Source organism: Stenotrophomonas sp. ZAC14D2_NAIMI4_6, assembly GCF_003086875.1.
Classification (GTDB): domain Bacteria; phylum Pseudomonadota; class Gammaproteobacteria; order Xanthomonadales; family Xanthomonadaceae; genus Stenotrophomonas.
In genome coordinates, this window is record NZ_CP025996.1 from 2,976,610 (window position 1) to 2,993,240 (window position 16,631).

Genomic DNA, 16,631 nt, shown 5'->3' on the forward strand with positions numbered 1-16,631 from the left:
ACAGGCAGGCAGAGTAGCGGTGCCGCCAAGGTCCGGGCAACCCGGCCGGCGACCGGCTGCCGCCGCCGGTTAACATTGACCGCATTCACCACAAGGGCTGGACCATGGATCCGATTCTGCTCGGCAAAGGCATGACCGACGATGTGGCCGTTACCCTGCTGCCGAAACTGGGCAACCGCCACGGCCTGGTGGCCGGCGCCACCGGCACCGGCAAGACCGTGACCCTGATGACCCTGGCCGAGGGCTTCTCGCGGCGCGGGGTGCCGGTGTTCCTGGCCGATGTGAAGGGCGATGTCTCCGGCCTGGCGGTGCCCGGCACGGGCAGCGACAGCCTGCTGCAGCGCGCCGCGCAGATCGGCGTGGCCGACTACGCCCCGGAAGGCAGTCCCACCGTGTTCTGGGACCTGTACGGCAAGCTGGGACACCCGGTACGCACCACCGTCAGCGAAATGGGCCCGACCCTGCTGGCGCGCATCCTGGAATTGAACGACACCCAGTCCGGCGTGCTGGACATCGTGTTCAAGCTGGCCGACGACCGCGGCCTGCTGCTGCTGGACATGGACGACCTGCGCGCCCTGCTGGCCCTGGTGGCCGAGGAGCGCAAGGACATTTCCACCGAGTACGGCCTGGTCAGCGCGCAATCGATCGCGGCCATCCAGCGCGCGCTGCTGCGCCTGGCGCAGGACGGCGGCGAAGGCTTCTTCGGTGAGCCGGCGCTGGAGCTGGCTGACATCATGCGGGTCAATCACGACGGGCGCGGGGTGATCGGCATCCTCGCCGCCGACCAGCTGGTGCTCAAGCCCAAGCTGTATTCCACCTTCCTGCTGTGGCTGCTGTCCGAGCTGTTCGAACAGCTGCCCGAAGTGGGCGACCTGGAAAAGCCCAAGCTGGTCTTCATCTTCGACGAGGCGCACCTGCTGTTCGACGACGCGCCGGCCTCGCTGGTGCAGCGCATCGAACAGGTGGTGCGGCTGATCCGCTCCAAGGGCGTGGGCGTGTACTTCTGCTCGCAGTTCCCCGACGACGTGCCGGCCAACATCCTGGGCCAGCTGGGCAACCGCGTGCAGCACGCGCTGCGCGCGTTCACCCCGCGCGACCAGAAGGCGGTGAAGACCGCCGCCGAAACCTTCGTGCCGAACCCGAAGCTGGACGTGGCCAAGGCGCTGGGCCAGCTCGGCACCGGCGAGGCGCTGGTGTCCACGCTGCAGGACAAGGGCGTACCGATGCCGGTGCAGCAGACCATGATCGCCCCTCCGCGCTGCCGGATGGGGCCGGTAACCGAAGCCGAACGCGCGCAGGTGCGCGCCGGCAGCCCGGTGGGCACCCGCTACGACACGGCGATGAACCGCGAATCGGCCGCCGAACTGCTGGCCCAGCGCGCGCAGAAGGCGGTGGCGAAGGCCGAGGCCCCGGCCGCACGCAGCCGCGAACAGGACGAGGCGCAGGAAGGCGGCTTCGGCCAGGCGATCAAGGATGCGATCTTCGGCACCAAACGCCGCCAGGGCATGATTGAAACCATGGCCAAGCAGACCACCCGCACCGTGGGCACCAAGCTGGGCAACCAGATCGTGCGCGGGCTGCTGGGCGGCATCTTCGGCGGCAAGCGCTGAGCGTTCGCTGCCGGGGTCGGAGCCCTTTCCGTGGGAAAGGGATCTGACCCCGGGGTCGGATCCCTCCCGCCAGGGAGGGCTCCGACCCCATTCCTTACTCCTGACAAGAATCTGTATTGCATGTCCCGTTGGCGTCCCCCCGCAGAAAAAAGCACGGCCCTGATCACCGCCGCCGGCCATGCCCGGCTGAAAGCCGAACTGGATGAGCTGTGGCGCGTGCGCCGCCCCGAGGTGGTGAAGGCGCTGGCCGCCGCGGCCGCCGAGGGCGATCGTTCCGAGAACGCCGAATACACCTACCGCAAGAAGCAGCTGGGCGAGATCGACCGCCGGGTGCGCTACCTGACCAAGCGCCTGGACGCACTGCGCGTGGTGGACATCACCCCGACCGACCCGCAGGCGGTGTTCTTCGGCGCCTGGGTGGAGCTGGAGAACGTGGACAGCGGGCAGACCAGCCGCTATCGCATCGTCGGCCCGGACGAGACCGATGCCGGACTGGGCTGGATCAGCATTGATTCGCCGCTGGCGCGGGCGTTGCTGAAGAAGCGCATCGACGATGAGTTTTCGGTGGAGCTGCCCGGCGGGCAGTTCACGTTCGCGGTGATCGGGGTTGAATACCCGGCCCGGTAGAGTCGACTGTCAGTCGACTACCGCGCGCAGCGCGGGGCTTTCGCAGATTGCAGGAAGAGCAGTCGACTGACAGTCGACTCTACCCGGCGATGTGCAGCGGCGGCGGGTACTGGCGACCTTCGCGCAACGGGCGGAAGTAGTCGGCATCGGCGTAGAAGGCGGCGTCCTGCACGCCGTGCCAGCCGGGAATTCCGGCCAGCGGCAGCGGCCGCAGCTGCAATGGATCTGTCAGCGCCTGGCCCTGTTCGACGGCCTGCACCACCGCTTCGATGCAGGCGGTGTCTTCATCGCCGCGCACCACCAGACACTTGCCCACCAGTCGCCGCCCGGGCAGCAGCGCCTGCTCCATCAGCGCATGGCCAAACACGGTCGCCACCGCGATAGCGCCCTCTTTCCAGGGTGCGGGCGCGAACAGTGCCGACCAGTCATGCGCGTCCCACGCAGCAAGCAGCTCTGGGTCGCGCACCCGCACCACCACGCCGGTTTCATCGAACTGGGTCAGCGCGGCCTGCGCGCGGTTGCGCTGGCCGGGTGCCATCGCGGCGATGTGCCGGCACTGCTGGCGATTAAGTACACGCTTCAACGGCCGCTGGCTGGCCCAGACCAGGGCGTTGAACAGGTCATGCCAGTTCTCCGCACGCGTGGCGAGGCGGCCCTGGGCAATGCGGGTCTCATAGTGCAGGCCATCGGCCAGCAGCGCGGCGTCCTGTTCCACCAGCCGCAGGCCCGGCACTGCCAGGCGCGCATCCAGCGCAGGCACGCTGGACCAACCAGATGCGGCCAGCAGATCAGCGAAAGCTGCCAGGCCGGCATACAGCGGGTGCTGGAAGACCACTGCCGCCACCGCCGCACGCGGCGGCGGCACGAAGCGTCGATGGCCGGCGTCGGCCATCGCTGTTGTCACAGAACCTTGAGGTCGAACGCCGGGCGCGTGCTCGGCGGCAGCGCGTCGCCGTACAGATCGTGGTCGTCGCTTTCGGTGATCTCCACGTCGACGAACTCGCCCACGCGCAGCGCCACCTGGTCGGCGTTCTGGATATGCACCAGGCCGTCAATTTCCGGCGCATCGGCGCGGGAACGGGCCACGGCGATATCGCCTTCGATGGCATCGACCAGGCACTGCTGCACGGTGCCGATCTTGGCTTCCAGGCGCGAAGCGGAAATCTGCGCCTGCTTTTCCATGAAGCGCGCCAGGCGCTCCTGCTTCACTTCTTCCGGCACCGGGTCCGGCAGAGCGTTGGCCGTGGCACCTTCCACCGGCGAATAGGCGAAGGCACCCACGCGGTCCAGCTGCGCCTCGTCCAGGAACGAGAGCAGCTCTTCGAACTCGGCCTCGGTCTCGCCGGGGAAGCCGACGATGAAGGTCGAACGCACGGTGATGTCCGGGGCGATGCGGCGCCAGTTCTGCACGCGCTCCAGGGTCTTTTCGACCGCACCGGGGCGCTTCATCAGGCGCAGGATGCGCGGGCTGGCGTGCTGGAACGGGATGTCCAGGTACGGCAGGATGCGGTTCTCGGCCATCAGCGGCACCACCTCGTCCACGTGCGGGTACGGGTAGACGTAGTGCATGCGCACCCACGCATCCAGCTCGGACAGGCCTTCGCACAGCGCCTTCAGGCGGGTCTGGTAGGCCTTGTTGCGCCACATTTTTTCGGCGTACTTCACGTCCACGCCGTAGGCCGAGGTGTCCTGCGAAACCACCAGCAGTTCCTTCACCCCGCCGCGCACCAGCCGCTCGGCTTCGCGCAGCACGTCATCGACCGGGCGCGAGACCAGCTTGCCGCGCATCGAGGGGATAATGCAGAAGCTGCAGTGGTGGTTGCAGCCTTCGGAAATCTTCAGGTAGGCGTAGTGGCGCGGGGTCAGCTTGATGCCGTAGTCGGGCACCAGGTCCACGAACGGGTCGTGCTTGGGCGGCAGCGCTTCATGCACCGCTTCCATCACGCTCTGGTAGTCCTGCGGGCCAGAGACCGCCAGGACGTTCGGGTAGGCCTCGCGGATCTGCTCCGGGCGCTTGCCCAAGCAGCCGGTGACGATCACCTTGCCGTTCTGGTTCATGGCCTCGCCGATCGCATCCAGCGATTCGGTCACCGCCGAATCGATGAAGCCGCAGGTGTTGACCACCACCACGTCGGCCGAATCGTAGGACGGAACAATGTCGTAGCCTTCCGAGCGGAGCTGGGTGAGGATGCGCTCGGAATCGACAAGGGCCTTCGGGCAGCCAAGGCTGACGAAGCCGACTTTGGGGTTCAGCTGGGACATGGAAATCGCGGGACTCTGGGGGCCTGGGCCCCTGCCGGCATGGCAGGGGGACCTGGGGGCCGGGGCCTGAAAGGGCGCCAGTATACCGGGGTTGGCGCCTGCGCCTGAACGGCCAGCCGCCTGATCGGGCACAGCCGCTGACGCGCCGCTAACCCGGCCAGCACCGACAATGCAGGCCTGTCCCCTGCAACGAGGTTCCCGACGATGTCCGAATGGATCACTCTGGATACGCACCACGGCCCGGTTCGCGCCTGGCAGGCACTGCCCGAGGGCAAGCCCCGCGCCGGCCTGGTGATGGTGCAGGAGATCTTCGGCGCCAACCCGCATATTCGCAGCGTGGCCGAACGCTTCGCCGCTGAGGGCTATGCAGTGCTGGCGCCGTCGTTCTTCGATCTGGTCGATGGCGCCGAGGCCGACACCGATGCCCTGCCCTACACCGCCGAAGGCGTGAAGGACGGGCTGGAACGGGTGAATACGCTGGGCATGGAAAAGGCCCTGGAAGTGGTACGCGCCGCCGCCACCCGGCTGGCCCCGTACGGCAAGGTCGGCACGGTCGGCTACTGCTGGGGCGGCAGCGTGGCCCTGCTGGCGGCCATGCGCCTGGGCCTGCCCTCGGTGAGCTACTACGGCGGCCGCAACGTGAACTACCTGGACGAAACACCCAAGGCCCCGGTGATCTTCCACTTCGGCGCGCAGGACAAGAGCATTCCGCCGGAGGCGGTGCAGGCCCACCGCGAAAAACTGCCGCAGATGCCCACTTACGTCTATCCGGCCGACCACGCCTTCAACCGCGACGTCGGACATGCGTATGATCCAGACAGCGCCGCCCTGGCGCTGCAACGCACCCTGGACTTCTTCACGGAGCATCTTGGATGAGCGAGTTCGAACTGGATACACGCCTGGCCACCGACAGCGTGCTGGTCGCCGAAGGCCCGTTGTCGCAAGTGCGGTTGATGAACGATGAGCGCTTCCCCTGGCTGGTGCTGGTACCGCGCCTGGCCGGGGTGACCGAGTGGATCGAGCTGGACGGCGAGCAGCAGGACAAGCTGCGCACCGAACTCAACCGCGCCTGCAAGGCCCTGAAGGGCTCGGACGGGGTGGAGAAGATCAACATCGGCGCGCTGGGCAACATCGTGCGCCAGCTGCATTTCCATGTGATCGGCCGCCACGACGGTGATCCGGCCTGGCCCGGCCCGGTCTGGGGCAGCGGCCCGGCCCACCGCTATGACCCGGCGGCACTGGACCAGCATGTCGCCTACTGGAAGGAACGGCTAGGATATCCGGCCCACTCCTGAGACAGTGCCGACCCGATGCGATTCAACCTCGTCGCCGCCATCCTGCTGATCCTGATCGGCCTGTTCATGCTTGCCAGCAACCTGGGCTGGACGCATCTGAACCTGTCCAAGCTGCTGCTGACCTGGTGGCCGGTGGCGCTGGTGGGCGTGGGCATCGCCATGCTGTTCGGGCGCGGCAAATAAGAAGGGCGGCGCAAGCGCCGCCCTTGCCCGTGTAGAGCCGAGCCATGCTCGGCTCCATGACGGCTCAGGTACGCGGCAGGGTCACGCCGGTCTGGCCCTGGTACTTGCCACCACGGTCCTTGTAGGATGTCTCGCAGACGTCATCGGCAGCGGCCTGGAAGAACAGCATCTGCGCCACGCCTTCATTGGCATAGATGCGCGCCGGCAACGGCGTGGTGTTGCTGAATTCAAGGGTCACGTGCCCTTCCCATTCCGGCTCCAGCGGGGTCACGTTGACGATGATGCCGCAGCGCGCGTAGGTGCTCTTGCCCAGGCACACCACCAGGGTGTCGCGCGGAATGCGGAAGTATTCGACGGTGCGCGCCAGCGCGAAGCTGTTGGGCGGAATGATGCACTCATCGCCGACGATGTCCACGAAGCTGCCCGGGTCGAAGTGCTTGGGATCGACGATGGTGGAGTTGATGTTGGTGAACACTTTGAACTCGCGCGAGCAGCGCACGTCGTAGCCGTAGCTGGACGTACCGTAGCTGACGATGCGCTCGCCGTTGGCCTGCTTCACCTGCCCGGCCTCGAAGGGCTCGATCATGCCGTGCTGCTCGGACATGCGGCGGATCCAACGGTCACTCTTGATGCTCATGCTTTGTCCTGGGTGCGAGGGGCGCGGGGATTCTAGCAGGGGGCCGGGCGCGCCCGGTGGGGCGCTGCCGCGGCGGTCACAGCAGCGAAGACAGGATCGGAATGGCACCGCGCGGACGCTTGCCCACTTCCTCGATCAGCCGCTGCGCGGCCTGGCGGTAGGCCTGGGCGGTGGCCGAATCGGGCTGTGCGGCGGTGATCGGCGTACCGGCATCGCCCTGTTCGCGGATATCGATCTGCAACGGCAGCGAGCCGAGCAGCGGCACGCCGTACTGCGCGGCCATGCGCTCGCCGCCGCCTTCACCGAACAGGTGCTCCACATGCCCGCAGTTGCTGCAGGTGTGCACGGCCATGTTCTCGACCACGCCCAGCACCGGCACCTCGACCTTCTCGAACATCTTCAGTGCCTTCTTCGCATCCAGCGTGGCGATGTCCTGGGGGGTGGTGACGATCACCGCACCGGCCAGCGGAATCTTCTGCACCAGGGTCAGCTGGATGTCGCCGGTGCCCGGCGGCAGGTCGATCAACAGGTAATCCAGGTCATCCCACAGCGTGTCCTCGAACAGCTGGGTGAGCGCTGCAGTGGCACGCGGCGCGCGCATGATCAGCGGCGTCTCGTCTTCCACCAGGTAGCCGATCGACATGGTGTCCACGCCGAACGCGCGCATCGGTTCGATGCTCTTGTTGTCCGGGCTTTCCGGGCGACCGGACAGGCCGAGCATGGCCGGCACGCTGGGGCCATAGATATCGGCATCGAGCACACCTACCCGCGCGCCCAGCTGCTGCAGGGCCACCGCCAGGTTCACCGAGGTCGTGGACTTGCCCACCCCGCCCTTGCCCGAGCCCACCGCGATCACGTTGCGCACGCGCGCATGCGGGGTCAGGCCCTTCTGGACCTGGCTGGCGTGGGGACGGCGGGTCGAACTGTTCACTGCGGGCTCCGAAGAGATCTGATTCAAGAGCCCGCCATCATACAAGCTGGGCGAAAACCGGCCGGACGTCGGCATCTGCCGGTGGGCGCGCGCTTGTGCCACAGACCGGCGCAGACACTCAAGTCTTGACGGCATCGCGCCGCGCGCGAGCGGTAGCGCTCGCCTTCCAGCGCCAGATGTCCCATTCGGCCACCCGAGGTTCGCCACAGCGATCGATTCCGCCCCATGACTGAGATACAGGCCGCGATCAAATCCCAGTTGTAAACGGCAATGGCGCACCGCAGCAATTTCGTTTCAAGTTGTTGAAATTACTAATTTATATCGACATTGAAACAGGCGTTTTCGCAGCGCAACAAACTGACACATTTCAAAACAATCCGGTTAGCCATTGATTAATAAACCGTTTTCAGCCCACCTGCTCTCCACGGTCGTGACAACGATGTGTTGATCACGTTAAAGCCGTGTTACGGTCGAAATGAATGGAAAGCAACTGAACGCAACATAAAGCCGTCACGGATGACACCGCCTTGATCTGTTTCGATGGGGATCCTTCATGCACAGCCACCGCAATGCGTTTTCGCGTCACCCACTGACTCTCGCCCTGATCGGCACCCTGCTGGCCAGCGGCGCCGCCGCGGCGCAGGACGGCGCCACCACCCAGCTGGACCGCGTGACGGTTACCGGCTCGCTGATTCCGCAGACCGAGATCGAGAACCACACCCCGGTCCTGACGGTCACTGCCGAAGACATCCAGACCCGCGGCTTCACCAGCGTGGCCGATGTGCTGCAGCAGTCCTCGCTGTCCACCGGCGGCCTGCAGGGCGGCCAGACCTCGGCCTCGTTCACCCAGGGTGCTGAAGCGGCTGGCATGTTCGGCCTCAGCCCGGGCTACACCAAGTACCTGATCAACGGCCGCCCGATGCTTTCGTATCCGGCGCTGTACAACGGCAGCGATACGTTCAACAACATCAGCGGCATCCCGATCGACATCGTCGAGCGCATCGAGATCCTGCCCGGCGGCCAGTCCTCGCTGTACGGTTCGGACGCCATTGCCGGTGTGGTCAACATCATCCTGAAGGAACGCATGGACGGCGGCACGGTGAGCGTGCGCGGTGGTGCCTACAGCGAAGGCGGCGGCAACAGCTTCCGCTTCAGCGCGGCGCGCGGCTTCAATTCCAAGGATGACCGCTTCAACGCGCTGGTGAACGTGCAGTACGAAAAGACCAGCCCGATCTGGGGTTACCAGCGTGACCTGACCAAGGTCAACAACCCCGATGGTTACAGCCCGCAGTACGTGTCCAACGATTTCCTGGTGCTGCTGCCGGCCAACGGCAACCGCTACGCGATGATGGACCCGGACCTGTGCGCCGACGTGGCGGGCCAGTTCGGTGGCACCACCGTGCTGGGCACCCGCCCCACCGGCCAGGCCTGCGGCTCGGTCTACGGCACCGGCTACAAGACCATCAAGAACGGCAAGGAAAGCGGGCAGATCTACAGCTCGGCCACCTTCGATGTGACTGACAACTTCCAGCTGTTCGGCGATGCGCTGTACAGCCTGGAAGAAGTGAAGTACGCCACCGGTTCCAGCTACACCTGGTGGGGCACGTCCTCCGGCTGGGGTCGCTTCTACGACCAGGACAGCGGCCAGTACATGAACCTGCAGCGCGTGTTCGCGCCGGAGGACATCGGCGGCGCCGGCTACCGCGACATCATGAACACCGACCGCAACAAGGCCTACCAGGTCACCCTGGGCGGTCGTGGTACGGCGGGCAACTGGGATTACAGCGCCAGCTTCACCCGTGGCGAGTACAAGCTGACCGAGCGCAACTTCGTACGCTGGGCCGACCCGATCAACGACTACTTCGAAAACCGTGTGCTGGGTCCGGTGCTGGGCACCACCAGCACGGGCTACAACATCTACAGCCCGGACTGGGATGCGTTCTACTCGCCGCTGCCGTCGGGTGATTTCCAGAGCTTCACCGGCTACACCTACAGCCAGAGCCGCACCTGGCAGAACCTGCTGCGCGCACAGGTCACCAACGGCTCGCTGTTCAGCCTGCCCGGCGGTGATGCCGGCTTCGCGGTGGTGGTGGAAGGCGGCAGCGAAGGTTGGGATTACACCCCCGATGCCCGCCTGGTCGATGGCAGCGTGTGGGGCACCACGGCGGTGTCCGGCGCCGGCCACCGCAGCAGCTACGCGGTGACCAGCGAACTGCGCCTGCCGCTGCTCGACTCGCTCACCGTGACCGGCTCGGGCCGCTATGACGCCTTCAAGATCGGTGGCAACACCATCGACAAGGCCACCTACAGCGTGGGCCTTGAGTTCCGTCCGATCGAGAGCCTGCTGTTCCGCGGCAAGTACGGCACCGCCTTCCGCGCGCCGACCCTGTCCGACGCCTTCCAGGGCGTGAGCGGCTACTACGCCAACGGTTCGACCGACTACTACCGCTGCGGTCAGCTGGGCTTCAACCCGGTCGACACCACCGGCTGCCCGTACGACAGCGTGTCGGTGTTCGGCACCCAGTCCGGCAACCCGGACCTGGAACCGATCACCGCCGACGTCTGGAACGCGGGCGTGGTCTGGGCACCGATCAACAACCTGTCGGTGTCGCTGGACTACTACAACTGGAAGATCGAGAACGAGGTCAACACCCTCAGCTCCGACCAGTTGCTGCTGGCGGAGTACTACTGCCGCAACGGCCAGACCAACAACACCTCGGCCAGCTGCCAGAACGTGAGCGACTGGATCACCCGCGATGCCTCGGGCGTGCTGGATGAGATCTACACGCCGAAGATGAACGTCGCCCGGCAGAACCTGCAGGCGCTGACGGCCAGCTTCAAGTACGTGCAGGACGTGGGTCGCTTCGGCTCGCTGCAGTTCTCGGGCAACTACACCAACATGCTCAAGCGCGAACTGCAGCCGCAGCCGGGCGACGAGTACCTGGACCTGCTGCGCGACCCGTACGCGATGTGGGTCTACGATTCCTACGCCAAGGTGCGCGCCGATGGCTCGATCGCCTGGGCCAAGGACAAGTGGACCACCACCCTGTATGCCAACTACATCGGCAAGACGCCGAACTACATGGCCTACGCGGGCAACGGCTACGACTACGTGCACAGCTCGGGCTACAAGGCTGGCAAGTGGGGTTCCTACACCACCTACAACCTGAGCGTGAACTACCGCGCGATGGACAACCTGACCCTGTCGCTGATGGTCAACAACGTGTTCAACAAGCTGCCTGACAACCAGCGTTACAGCTACGCCGGCACCAGCGGCCAGCCGTACAACAACTACCTGTACAGCGCCTACGGGCGTGCGATCTACGTGCAGGCCAAGTACGACTTCGGCGCGAAGTAAGCCACACCCACAACGCGTTGACTGGAGACCCCGCTTCGGCGGGGTCTTTTTTTTGCCTGGCGGTCATGCCACCGCGGGCCAGCACCCGGCCGGCTGCGCATTGTTAAGCCGAAAGCCCCATTCATCATCCACTCAGGCCGCCAGAAGTTGCAAAGGAAACTGAGACTAAGGCGCTGTATTTGTTGCAGTTTTGTGTGTCGAACTGACTGATTTAGCAAACTCTTGTGACACAACCGTACATTTCTCGTTAAGACCGTGTTAGGTTCCGGTGACGTCAGGATGACGCATGAACATTTGCAGAACGTCGGCAGGGAAGTCCGGCGTTTCACACTTCTTAGGGGGATTCACTTGATGACGCACCATCGCTTGCCCGGTCGCCACCCGCTGACCAATGCACTGCTGGCCGGCCTGATGTTCGCCGCCGCCGCACCCGTCCTGGCACAGGAAGCCACCCCGGGTTCCAACCCGGTCGATCTGGATCGCATCAGCGTGACCGGCTCGCGTATTGCGCGCACCGGCTTCGTCACCCCGTCACCGGTGACGGCCATCACTGCCGAAGAAATCCGCGCCACCGGCGCGAACAACATCGGCGACCTGATGACCCGCATGCCGGCGCTGACCCCGAGCTACACGCTGGGCAACTCCACCCGCTTCATCGGTACCGCTGGCGTGGGCCTGCTGGACCTGCGCGGCATGGGCACCTCGCGCACGCTGGTGCTGGTGAACGGCCGCCGCCACGTGGGTGCGACCTCCGGTTCGACCTCGGTGGACGTGAACACCATTCCGGTGGAATGGATCGAGCGCGTGGAAGTCATCACCGGTGGCGCCTCGGCCGTGTACGGCGCCGACGCCGTGGCCGGCGTGGTCAACTTCATCATGAAGAAGTCCTTCGACGGCGCGGAAATCCGTGGCCAGACCGGCATGGCCGATGAAGGCGGCTTCAACCGCTCGTTCGTCAGCGTGTCGGCCGGCACCGATTTCGCCGGTGGCCGCGGCAACGCTGCCATCGCGCTGGAATACAGCAAGCAGGACCGCTTCGTGCGCACCGACCGTGCCATCGGCCGCGAGTACCTGGTCTCGGTTCCGAACCCGAACTACGACTCGTCCAAGCCGCCGAGCGAAAGCAACCCGCAGACCGTGCTGAGCGGCCCGGGCGGCAACCACTCGATCTCCTACGGCGGTACGTTCACCCTGGGCACCTTCAGTGCCACCAATCCGGCCACCTGGGGCAACCGCTACCAGTTCAACCCGGATGGCACGTTCCGCAAGCAGCGCTACGACGGCATCGTCGTCAGCAACAGCAGCTGCACCAACTGCGACTTCGCCGACCTGAACGCCGTGGCTGACCTGCAGCCGGAGTTCGATCGCAAGAGCGTGAACACGATCGTCAACTTCGATCTGACCGACAACCACCGCCTGTACTTCGAAGGCAAGTACACCGAGACCGAGTCGGACTTCCTGGCCCAGCCGTCGTTCGACACCAACATCCGCATCCAGCGCGACAACGCCTACGTGTCGCCGGAACTGCGTGCGCTGATGCTGGCCAACGGTGCCTCCTCGATCGTGCTGAACCGCTTCAACGTCGACGCCGGCCAGCGCGGCGAGCACGTGGAGCGCAACACCCAGCGCTTCGTGTTCGGCATGGAAGGCAACCTGAGCGAAAACTGGACCTACGATGTGTACGGCAACTGGGGCCAGAGCGAGGTCAAGCGCTGGAACCTGAACAACCGCATCAACGAGCGTTGGCAGGCGGGTCTGGACGCGGTGATCGACCCGGCCACCGGCCAGGTCACCTGCCGCACCACCCTGAACCCGAACGCCATCAATCCGCACACCGGCCGCGTCTACTCCGCGTTCGGCCGTGACGGATGCGTTCCGTTCAGCGTGCTGGGCAATGGCCAGGTCACCCAGGCCGCACGCGACTGGATGAACGTCAATTCGTACAACTTCTCGCGCATCCAGCAGAGCGTGTTCAGCGCATCGGTTGCCAACGGCTCGCTGTTCAGCCTGCCGGCCGGTGATGTGGGCGTGGCCGGTGGCGTGGAATACCGCCGCGAGAAGAGCCGCGAAATCACCGATCCGCTGGCCGCACAGGGCCTGACCTTCCTCAACGCCATTCCCAACCGCGCCGGCAAGTACGACGTGCGTGAAGCGTTCGTGGAAACCACCGTGCCGCTGCTGGCCGACATCCCGGGTATCTACAACCTGACCATGGATGCCGCCGGTCGCTGGTCCGACTACAGCAGCATCGGCAAGACCACCACCTGGAAGGTCGGCCTGGACTGGACCATCATCCCGTCGCTGCGTGCCCGCGGCACCCTGTCGCAGGCCGTGCGCGCACCGAGCATCGGTGAGCTGTACAACCCGCAGAGCGAGAACTTCGCCAGCGTCGCCGATCCCTGCAACTACCTGGTGACCAACACCAACCGTCCGTCCACCGCCAAGGACCCGGTGCTGCGCCAGGCCAACTGCTCGGCGCTGGGCATTCCGGTGGGTTGGGTCGACACCTACACCGCCACCCGCCCCGGCGTGAGCGGCGGCAACCCGAACCTGAAGCCCGAGCGCGCTCGCAGCTTCACCTACGGCCTGGTGTGGCAGCCGGAGTTCCTGGAAGGGTTCGGCATGTCGATCGACTACTGGAACATCAACCTGAAGGACGCCATCGGTGCGGTCACCGCACAGACCAACGCGACCCGCTGCGTCGATTCGCCGGGGGGCGTGGGCAACGCGTTCTGTGACCAGATCGTGCGTGCGCCGGCCGGTGGCTTCACCGACGCCCAGGGCCGTGTGTTCCCGGAATACTCGATCACCCGCTGGACCGCGCTGAACGAGAACCTGGCCCGCTCGCGCCGCATCGGTGTCGACCTGGAAATGGACTACCGCTTCAAGCTGGCCGGCGGCGATACCGTGGTGCGCTTCGTTGGTACCCGTCTGCTGCAGTCCCGCGAATGGGCCTTCCAGGACTTCCCGGATGAATACACCGAGTACGTCACCTACGTGACCGATCCGCGCTGGCGCGCCCAGTTGCAGACCAAGTACTCGCTGGGCCAGTGGCGTGCGTCGTGGGACATGACCTACGTGGACGGCAACCTGCGCGTGACCCCGGACAGCTATAACAGCAACCCCGGTTCGCAGAGCCCGATCCGCAACGGTTCCTACGTGTACAACAACTTCCAGTTCGGCTATCGCTTCCCGGGCGACAAGATCGACGTGTACCTGGGCATCGACAACGCCTTCGACAAGGATCCGCCGGTGAACTACTTCGGTTCGGACGTGGGTTCGGCGCTGTATGACAACGTGGGCCGCTACTTCTACATGGGCGCCTCGTACAAGTTCTGATAGCGCTTCAAGGCAGTACCCGGAAAGGGCGGCGCAAGCCGCCCTTTCCTTTTCCGTATCTGGCGGTCCGGCCAACGGCTGGGGGGTTTGCAATCGGCCATGACCTTCGACACCCTTGCAGGCAGGGCCGCAGGCGTATTGTTCGGCCCACGGTCGTCCATGCGGCCTTTCCCTGACTCACTCGGCCTGGAGGCCATTCAAGTGACCCGTACTCCCAAGATCGTGCTGCTGACCCTGGCCGTTTCGGCCGCGCTGGTCGGCTGCGGCAAGACTGATACCCCGGCAAAGGACGCCACCGCCTCCACGCCGGCTGCCACCGAAGCCGCCACTGCCTACAAGCTGGACGAGAGCAAGCTGCCGGCCTACAACGCCTTCCAGCCCGGTGACCTGGACGCCAGCAAGGACGCCTGCACCGCCTTCGGCGACTACGTGAACAGCAAGTGGCTGGCCGCCAACGAAATTCCGGGCGACCGCACCAGCTGGGGCGCCTTCACCATCCTGGACGAGCGTTCGGTGGCCGTGCAGCACCAGCTGGTCGAGCAGGTGGCGCAGGTGAAGAACCCGGACCACATTGAAAAGGTGGTCGGTGACCTGTGGGCCACCGGCATGGACGAGGCCAAGATCAACGCCCAGGGCATCGAGCCGCTGAAGGCCGACCTGGCCGCCATCGATGGCCTGCAGGACAAGGCCGCCATCGCCGATTACCTGCGCAGCAGCGCGGCCAAGGGCGAGAACGTGCTGTTCGGCTTCGGCGCCGAAGCCGACTTCAAGAACTCGGCCATGAACATGGCCTACGCCAGCCAGGGCGGCCTGGGCCTGCCCGATACCACCTACTACACCGACGCCAAGAACGCCGACAAGCTGAAGGCCTACCAGGCCCACGTGGCCAAGGTGCTGGAACTGTCCGGCGTGGCTGCGGCTGATGCCGCCAAGCAGGCCGAGGACGTGGTCAAGTTCGAAACCCGCCTGGCCAAGGCCTCCAAGTCGAGCGAAGAACTGTCGCGCGACGTGTCCCTGTTCTACCACCCGGTCACCCTGGCCGAGGCCGACGCGCTGACCCCGAACTTCAGCTGGACCGAGTTCTTCAAGTCGCAGAACGTCGCCGCGCCAGAGAAGTTCTCGCTGGCCATCCCGACCTTCCACCAGGAAGTGAGCAAGGCCCTGGCCGATACCGATCCGTCGATCTGGCGCGCCTACCTGCGCTTCCACACCGTTGATGGCGCCTCGCCGTACCTGTCCGAAGCCTTCGTGCAGGAAAGCTACAACTTCTACGGCAAGACCCTGAACGGCCAGAAGGAACAGAAGCCGCGCTGGAAGCGCGTGCTGGGCACCATTGAAAGCGACGCCGGCGAAGCCTTCGGCCAGCTGTACGTGAAGGTGGCCTTCTCGCCGGAAGCCAAGGCGAAGATGGAAGACCTGGTGAAGAACCTGGCCGCCTCGCTGAAGGACCGCATCCAGGGCCTGTCCTGGATGAGCGATGAAACCAAGGCCAAGGCCATCGCCAAGTGGGAAACCTTCACCCCGAAGATCGGCTACCCGGACAAGTGGCGCGACTGGTCGGGCCTGCAGACCAACCGTGACAGCTACCTGGGCAACGTGCGCGCGGCCACCGCGTTCAACTACCAGTACAACCTGTCCAAGATCGGCAAGCCGGTGGACAAGACCGAGTGGGGCATGACCCCGCAGACCGTCAACGCCTACTACAACCCGCTGCAGAACGAGATCGTGTTCCCGGCCGCCATCCTGCAGCCGCCGTTCTTCGACCCGAAGGCCGACGACGCCCTGAACTACGGCGGCATCGGCGCGGTCATCGGCCACGAAATGACCCACGGTTACGACGACCAGGGCAGCCGCTTCGGGCCGACCGGCAACTTCGAGAACTGGTGGACCGAAGGCGATTCGAAGAACTTCGCGGGCCTGACCGGCAAGCTGGTCAAGCAGTTCGACCAGTACAAGGTGGACGGCCAGGCGGTGAACGGCAAGCTGACCCTGGGCGAGAACATCGCCGACCTGGGCGGCCTGGCCACGGCCTACGACGCCCTGCAGAAGGCCAGCGCCGGCAAGGAAGACCCGAAGGTCGATGGCTTCAGCCGCGACCAGCGCTTCTTCTTCAACTGGGCCACCGTGTGGCGCACCAAGTACACCCCGGAAAACGCCAAGGTCCGCCTGGCCACCGACCCGCACGCCCCGGCGCAGTTCCGCGCCATGGGTGCGCCGTCGAACCTGCCGACCTTCGCTGCGGCGTTCCAGTGCAAGGCCGGTTCGCCGATGGCCCGCACCGGCGACCAGCAGGTGGTGATCTGGTAAGCCACGGCTGAGGCTGCGGTAGACCTGCAAAGGCCCGGGACGTCCCGGGCCTTTGTTTTTCCGGGGTCGGATCCCATGCAGG

Annotated in this window: 12 protein-coding genes; 8 read left to right on the forward strand and 4 right to left on the reverse strand. The window is 65.5% G+C overall.

All coding sequences use genetic code 11. The annotated features are described in order from the left end of the window. The first annotated feature begins 104 nt into the window (after nt 1-104). Together C1933_RS13820 and greB are read left to right on the forward strand one after the other, a co-directional pair. Nucleotides 105-1,610, forward strand: a complete 1,506-nt coding sequence (locus C1933_RS13820) for a helicase HerA-like domain-containing protein (RefSeq protein ID WP_108753717.1) — start codon at nt 105-107, stop codon at nt 1,608-1,610. A 120-nt stretch (nt 1,611-1,730) separates the two neighbouring features. Beyond that, complete coding sequence (gene greB, locus C1933_RS13825) at nt 1,731-2,237, forward strand: transcription elongation factor GreB (RefSeq protein ID WP_108753718.1); 507 nt, start codon at nt 1,731-1,733, stop codon at nt 2,235-2,237. 79 nt (nt 2,238-2,316) lie between these two features. Here greB and C1933_RS13830 read toward each other — a convergent pair whose 3' ends face one another. Then, the gene (locus C1933_RS13830; protein ID WP_108753719.1) at nt 2,317-3,129 is read right to left on the reverse strand and encodes a DUF3025 domain-containing protein; all 813 of its coding nucleotides are present in this window, start codon (nt 3,127-3,129) and stop codon (nt 2,317-2,319) included. An 8-nt stretch (nt 3,130-3,137) separates the two neighbouring features. Beyond that, complete coding sequence (rimO, locus tag C1933_RS13835) at nt 3,138-4,499, reverse strand: 30S ribosomal protein S12 methylthiotransferase RimO (protein WP_108753720.1); 1,362 nt, start codon at nt 4,497-4,499, stop codon at nt 3,138-3,140. Between the two features lie 204 nt (nt 4,500-4,703). On the opposite strand from rimO, the gene C1933_RS13840 reads away from it, so the two are divergent. From C1933_RS13840 to C1933_RS20265, 3 genes are read left to right on the forward strand one after another with little or no spacing between them, the layout of a single operon-like run. Next, complete coding sequence (locus tag C1933_RS13840) at nt 4,704-5,375, forward strand: dienelactone hydrolase family protein (RefSeq protein WP_108753721.1); 672 nt, start codon at nt 4,704-4,706, stop codon at nt 5,373-5,375. Next, nucleotides 5,372-5,794 (forward strand): HIT family protein, encoded by a 423-nt coding sequence (locus C1933_RS13845; protein ID WP_108750256.1) that lies wholly within the window; start codon nt 5,372-5,374, stop codon nt 5,792-5,794. The genes C1933_RS13840 and C1933_RS13845 overlap by 4 nt, the downstream gene beginning before the upstream one ends. A gap of 15 nt (nt 5,795-5,809) precedes the next feature. Next, nucleotides 5,810-5,977 carry a DUF5668 domain-containing protein gene (locus tag C1933_RS20265; RefSeq protein ID WP_005410498.1) on the forward strand — a complete coding sequence of 56 codons (168 nt, stop codon included), beginning with the start codon at nt 5,810-5,812 and terminating at the stop codon, nt 5,975-5,977. A 64-nt stretch (nt 5,978-6,041) separates the two neighbouring features. Here C1933_RS20265 and dcd read toward each other — a convergent pair whose 3' ends face one another. Both dcd and apbC read right to left on the reverse strand, forming a co-directional pair. Beyond that, complete coding sequence (gene dcd / locus C1933_RS13850) at nt 6,042-6,614, reverse strand: dCTP deaminase (RefSeq protein WP_108750257.1); 573 nt, start codon at nt 6,612-6,614, stop codon at nt 6,042-6,044. Between the two features lie 76 nt (nt 6,615-6,690). After that, entirely contained in the window at nt 6,691-7,545 is an 855-nt protein-coding gene (gene apbC / locus C1933_RS13855; protein ID WP_108753722.1) for an iron-sulfur cluster carrier protein ApbC, read from the reverse strand. A gap of 553 nt (nt 7,546-8,098) precedes the next feature. Between apbC and C1933_RS13860 the strand changes: the two genes are divergently transcribed. From C1933_RS13860 to C1933_RS13870, 3 genes are all read left to right on the forward strand, one after another. Continuing rightward, a complete protein-coding gene (locus C1933_RS13860) occupies nt 8,099-10,903 on the forward strand; it encodes a TonB-dependent receptor (RefSeq protein WP_108753723.1) in 2,805 nt (934 codons plus the stop codon). 411 nt (nt 10,904-11,314) lie between these two features. Beyond that, on the forward strand, nt 11,315-14,242 hold the full coding sequence (locus tag C1933_RS13865; RefSeq protein WP_234414733.1) for a TonB-dependent receptor: 2,928 nt from the start codon (nt 11,315-11,317) through the stop codon (nt 14,240-14,242). A gap of 159 nt (nt 14,243-14,401) precedes the next feature. Next, nucleotides 14,402-16,549: a M13-type metalloendopeptidase gene (locus tag C1933_RS13870; RefSeq protein WP_108753725.1), complete on the forward strand. Its 2,148-nt coding sequence runs from the start codon at nt 14,402-14,404 to the stop codon at nt 16,547-16,549. The last annotated feature ends 82 nt before the right edge of the window (nt 16,550-16,631 follow it).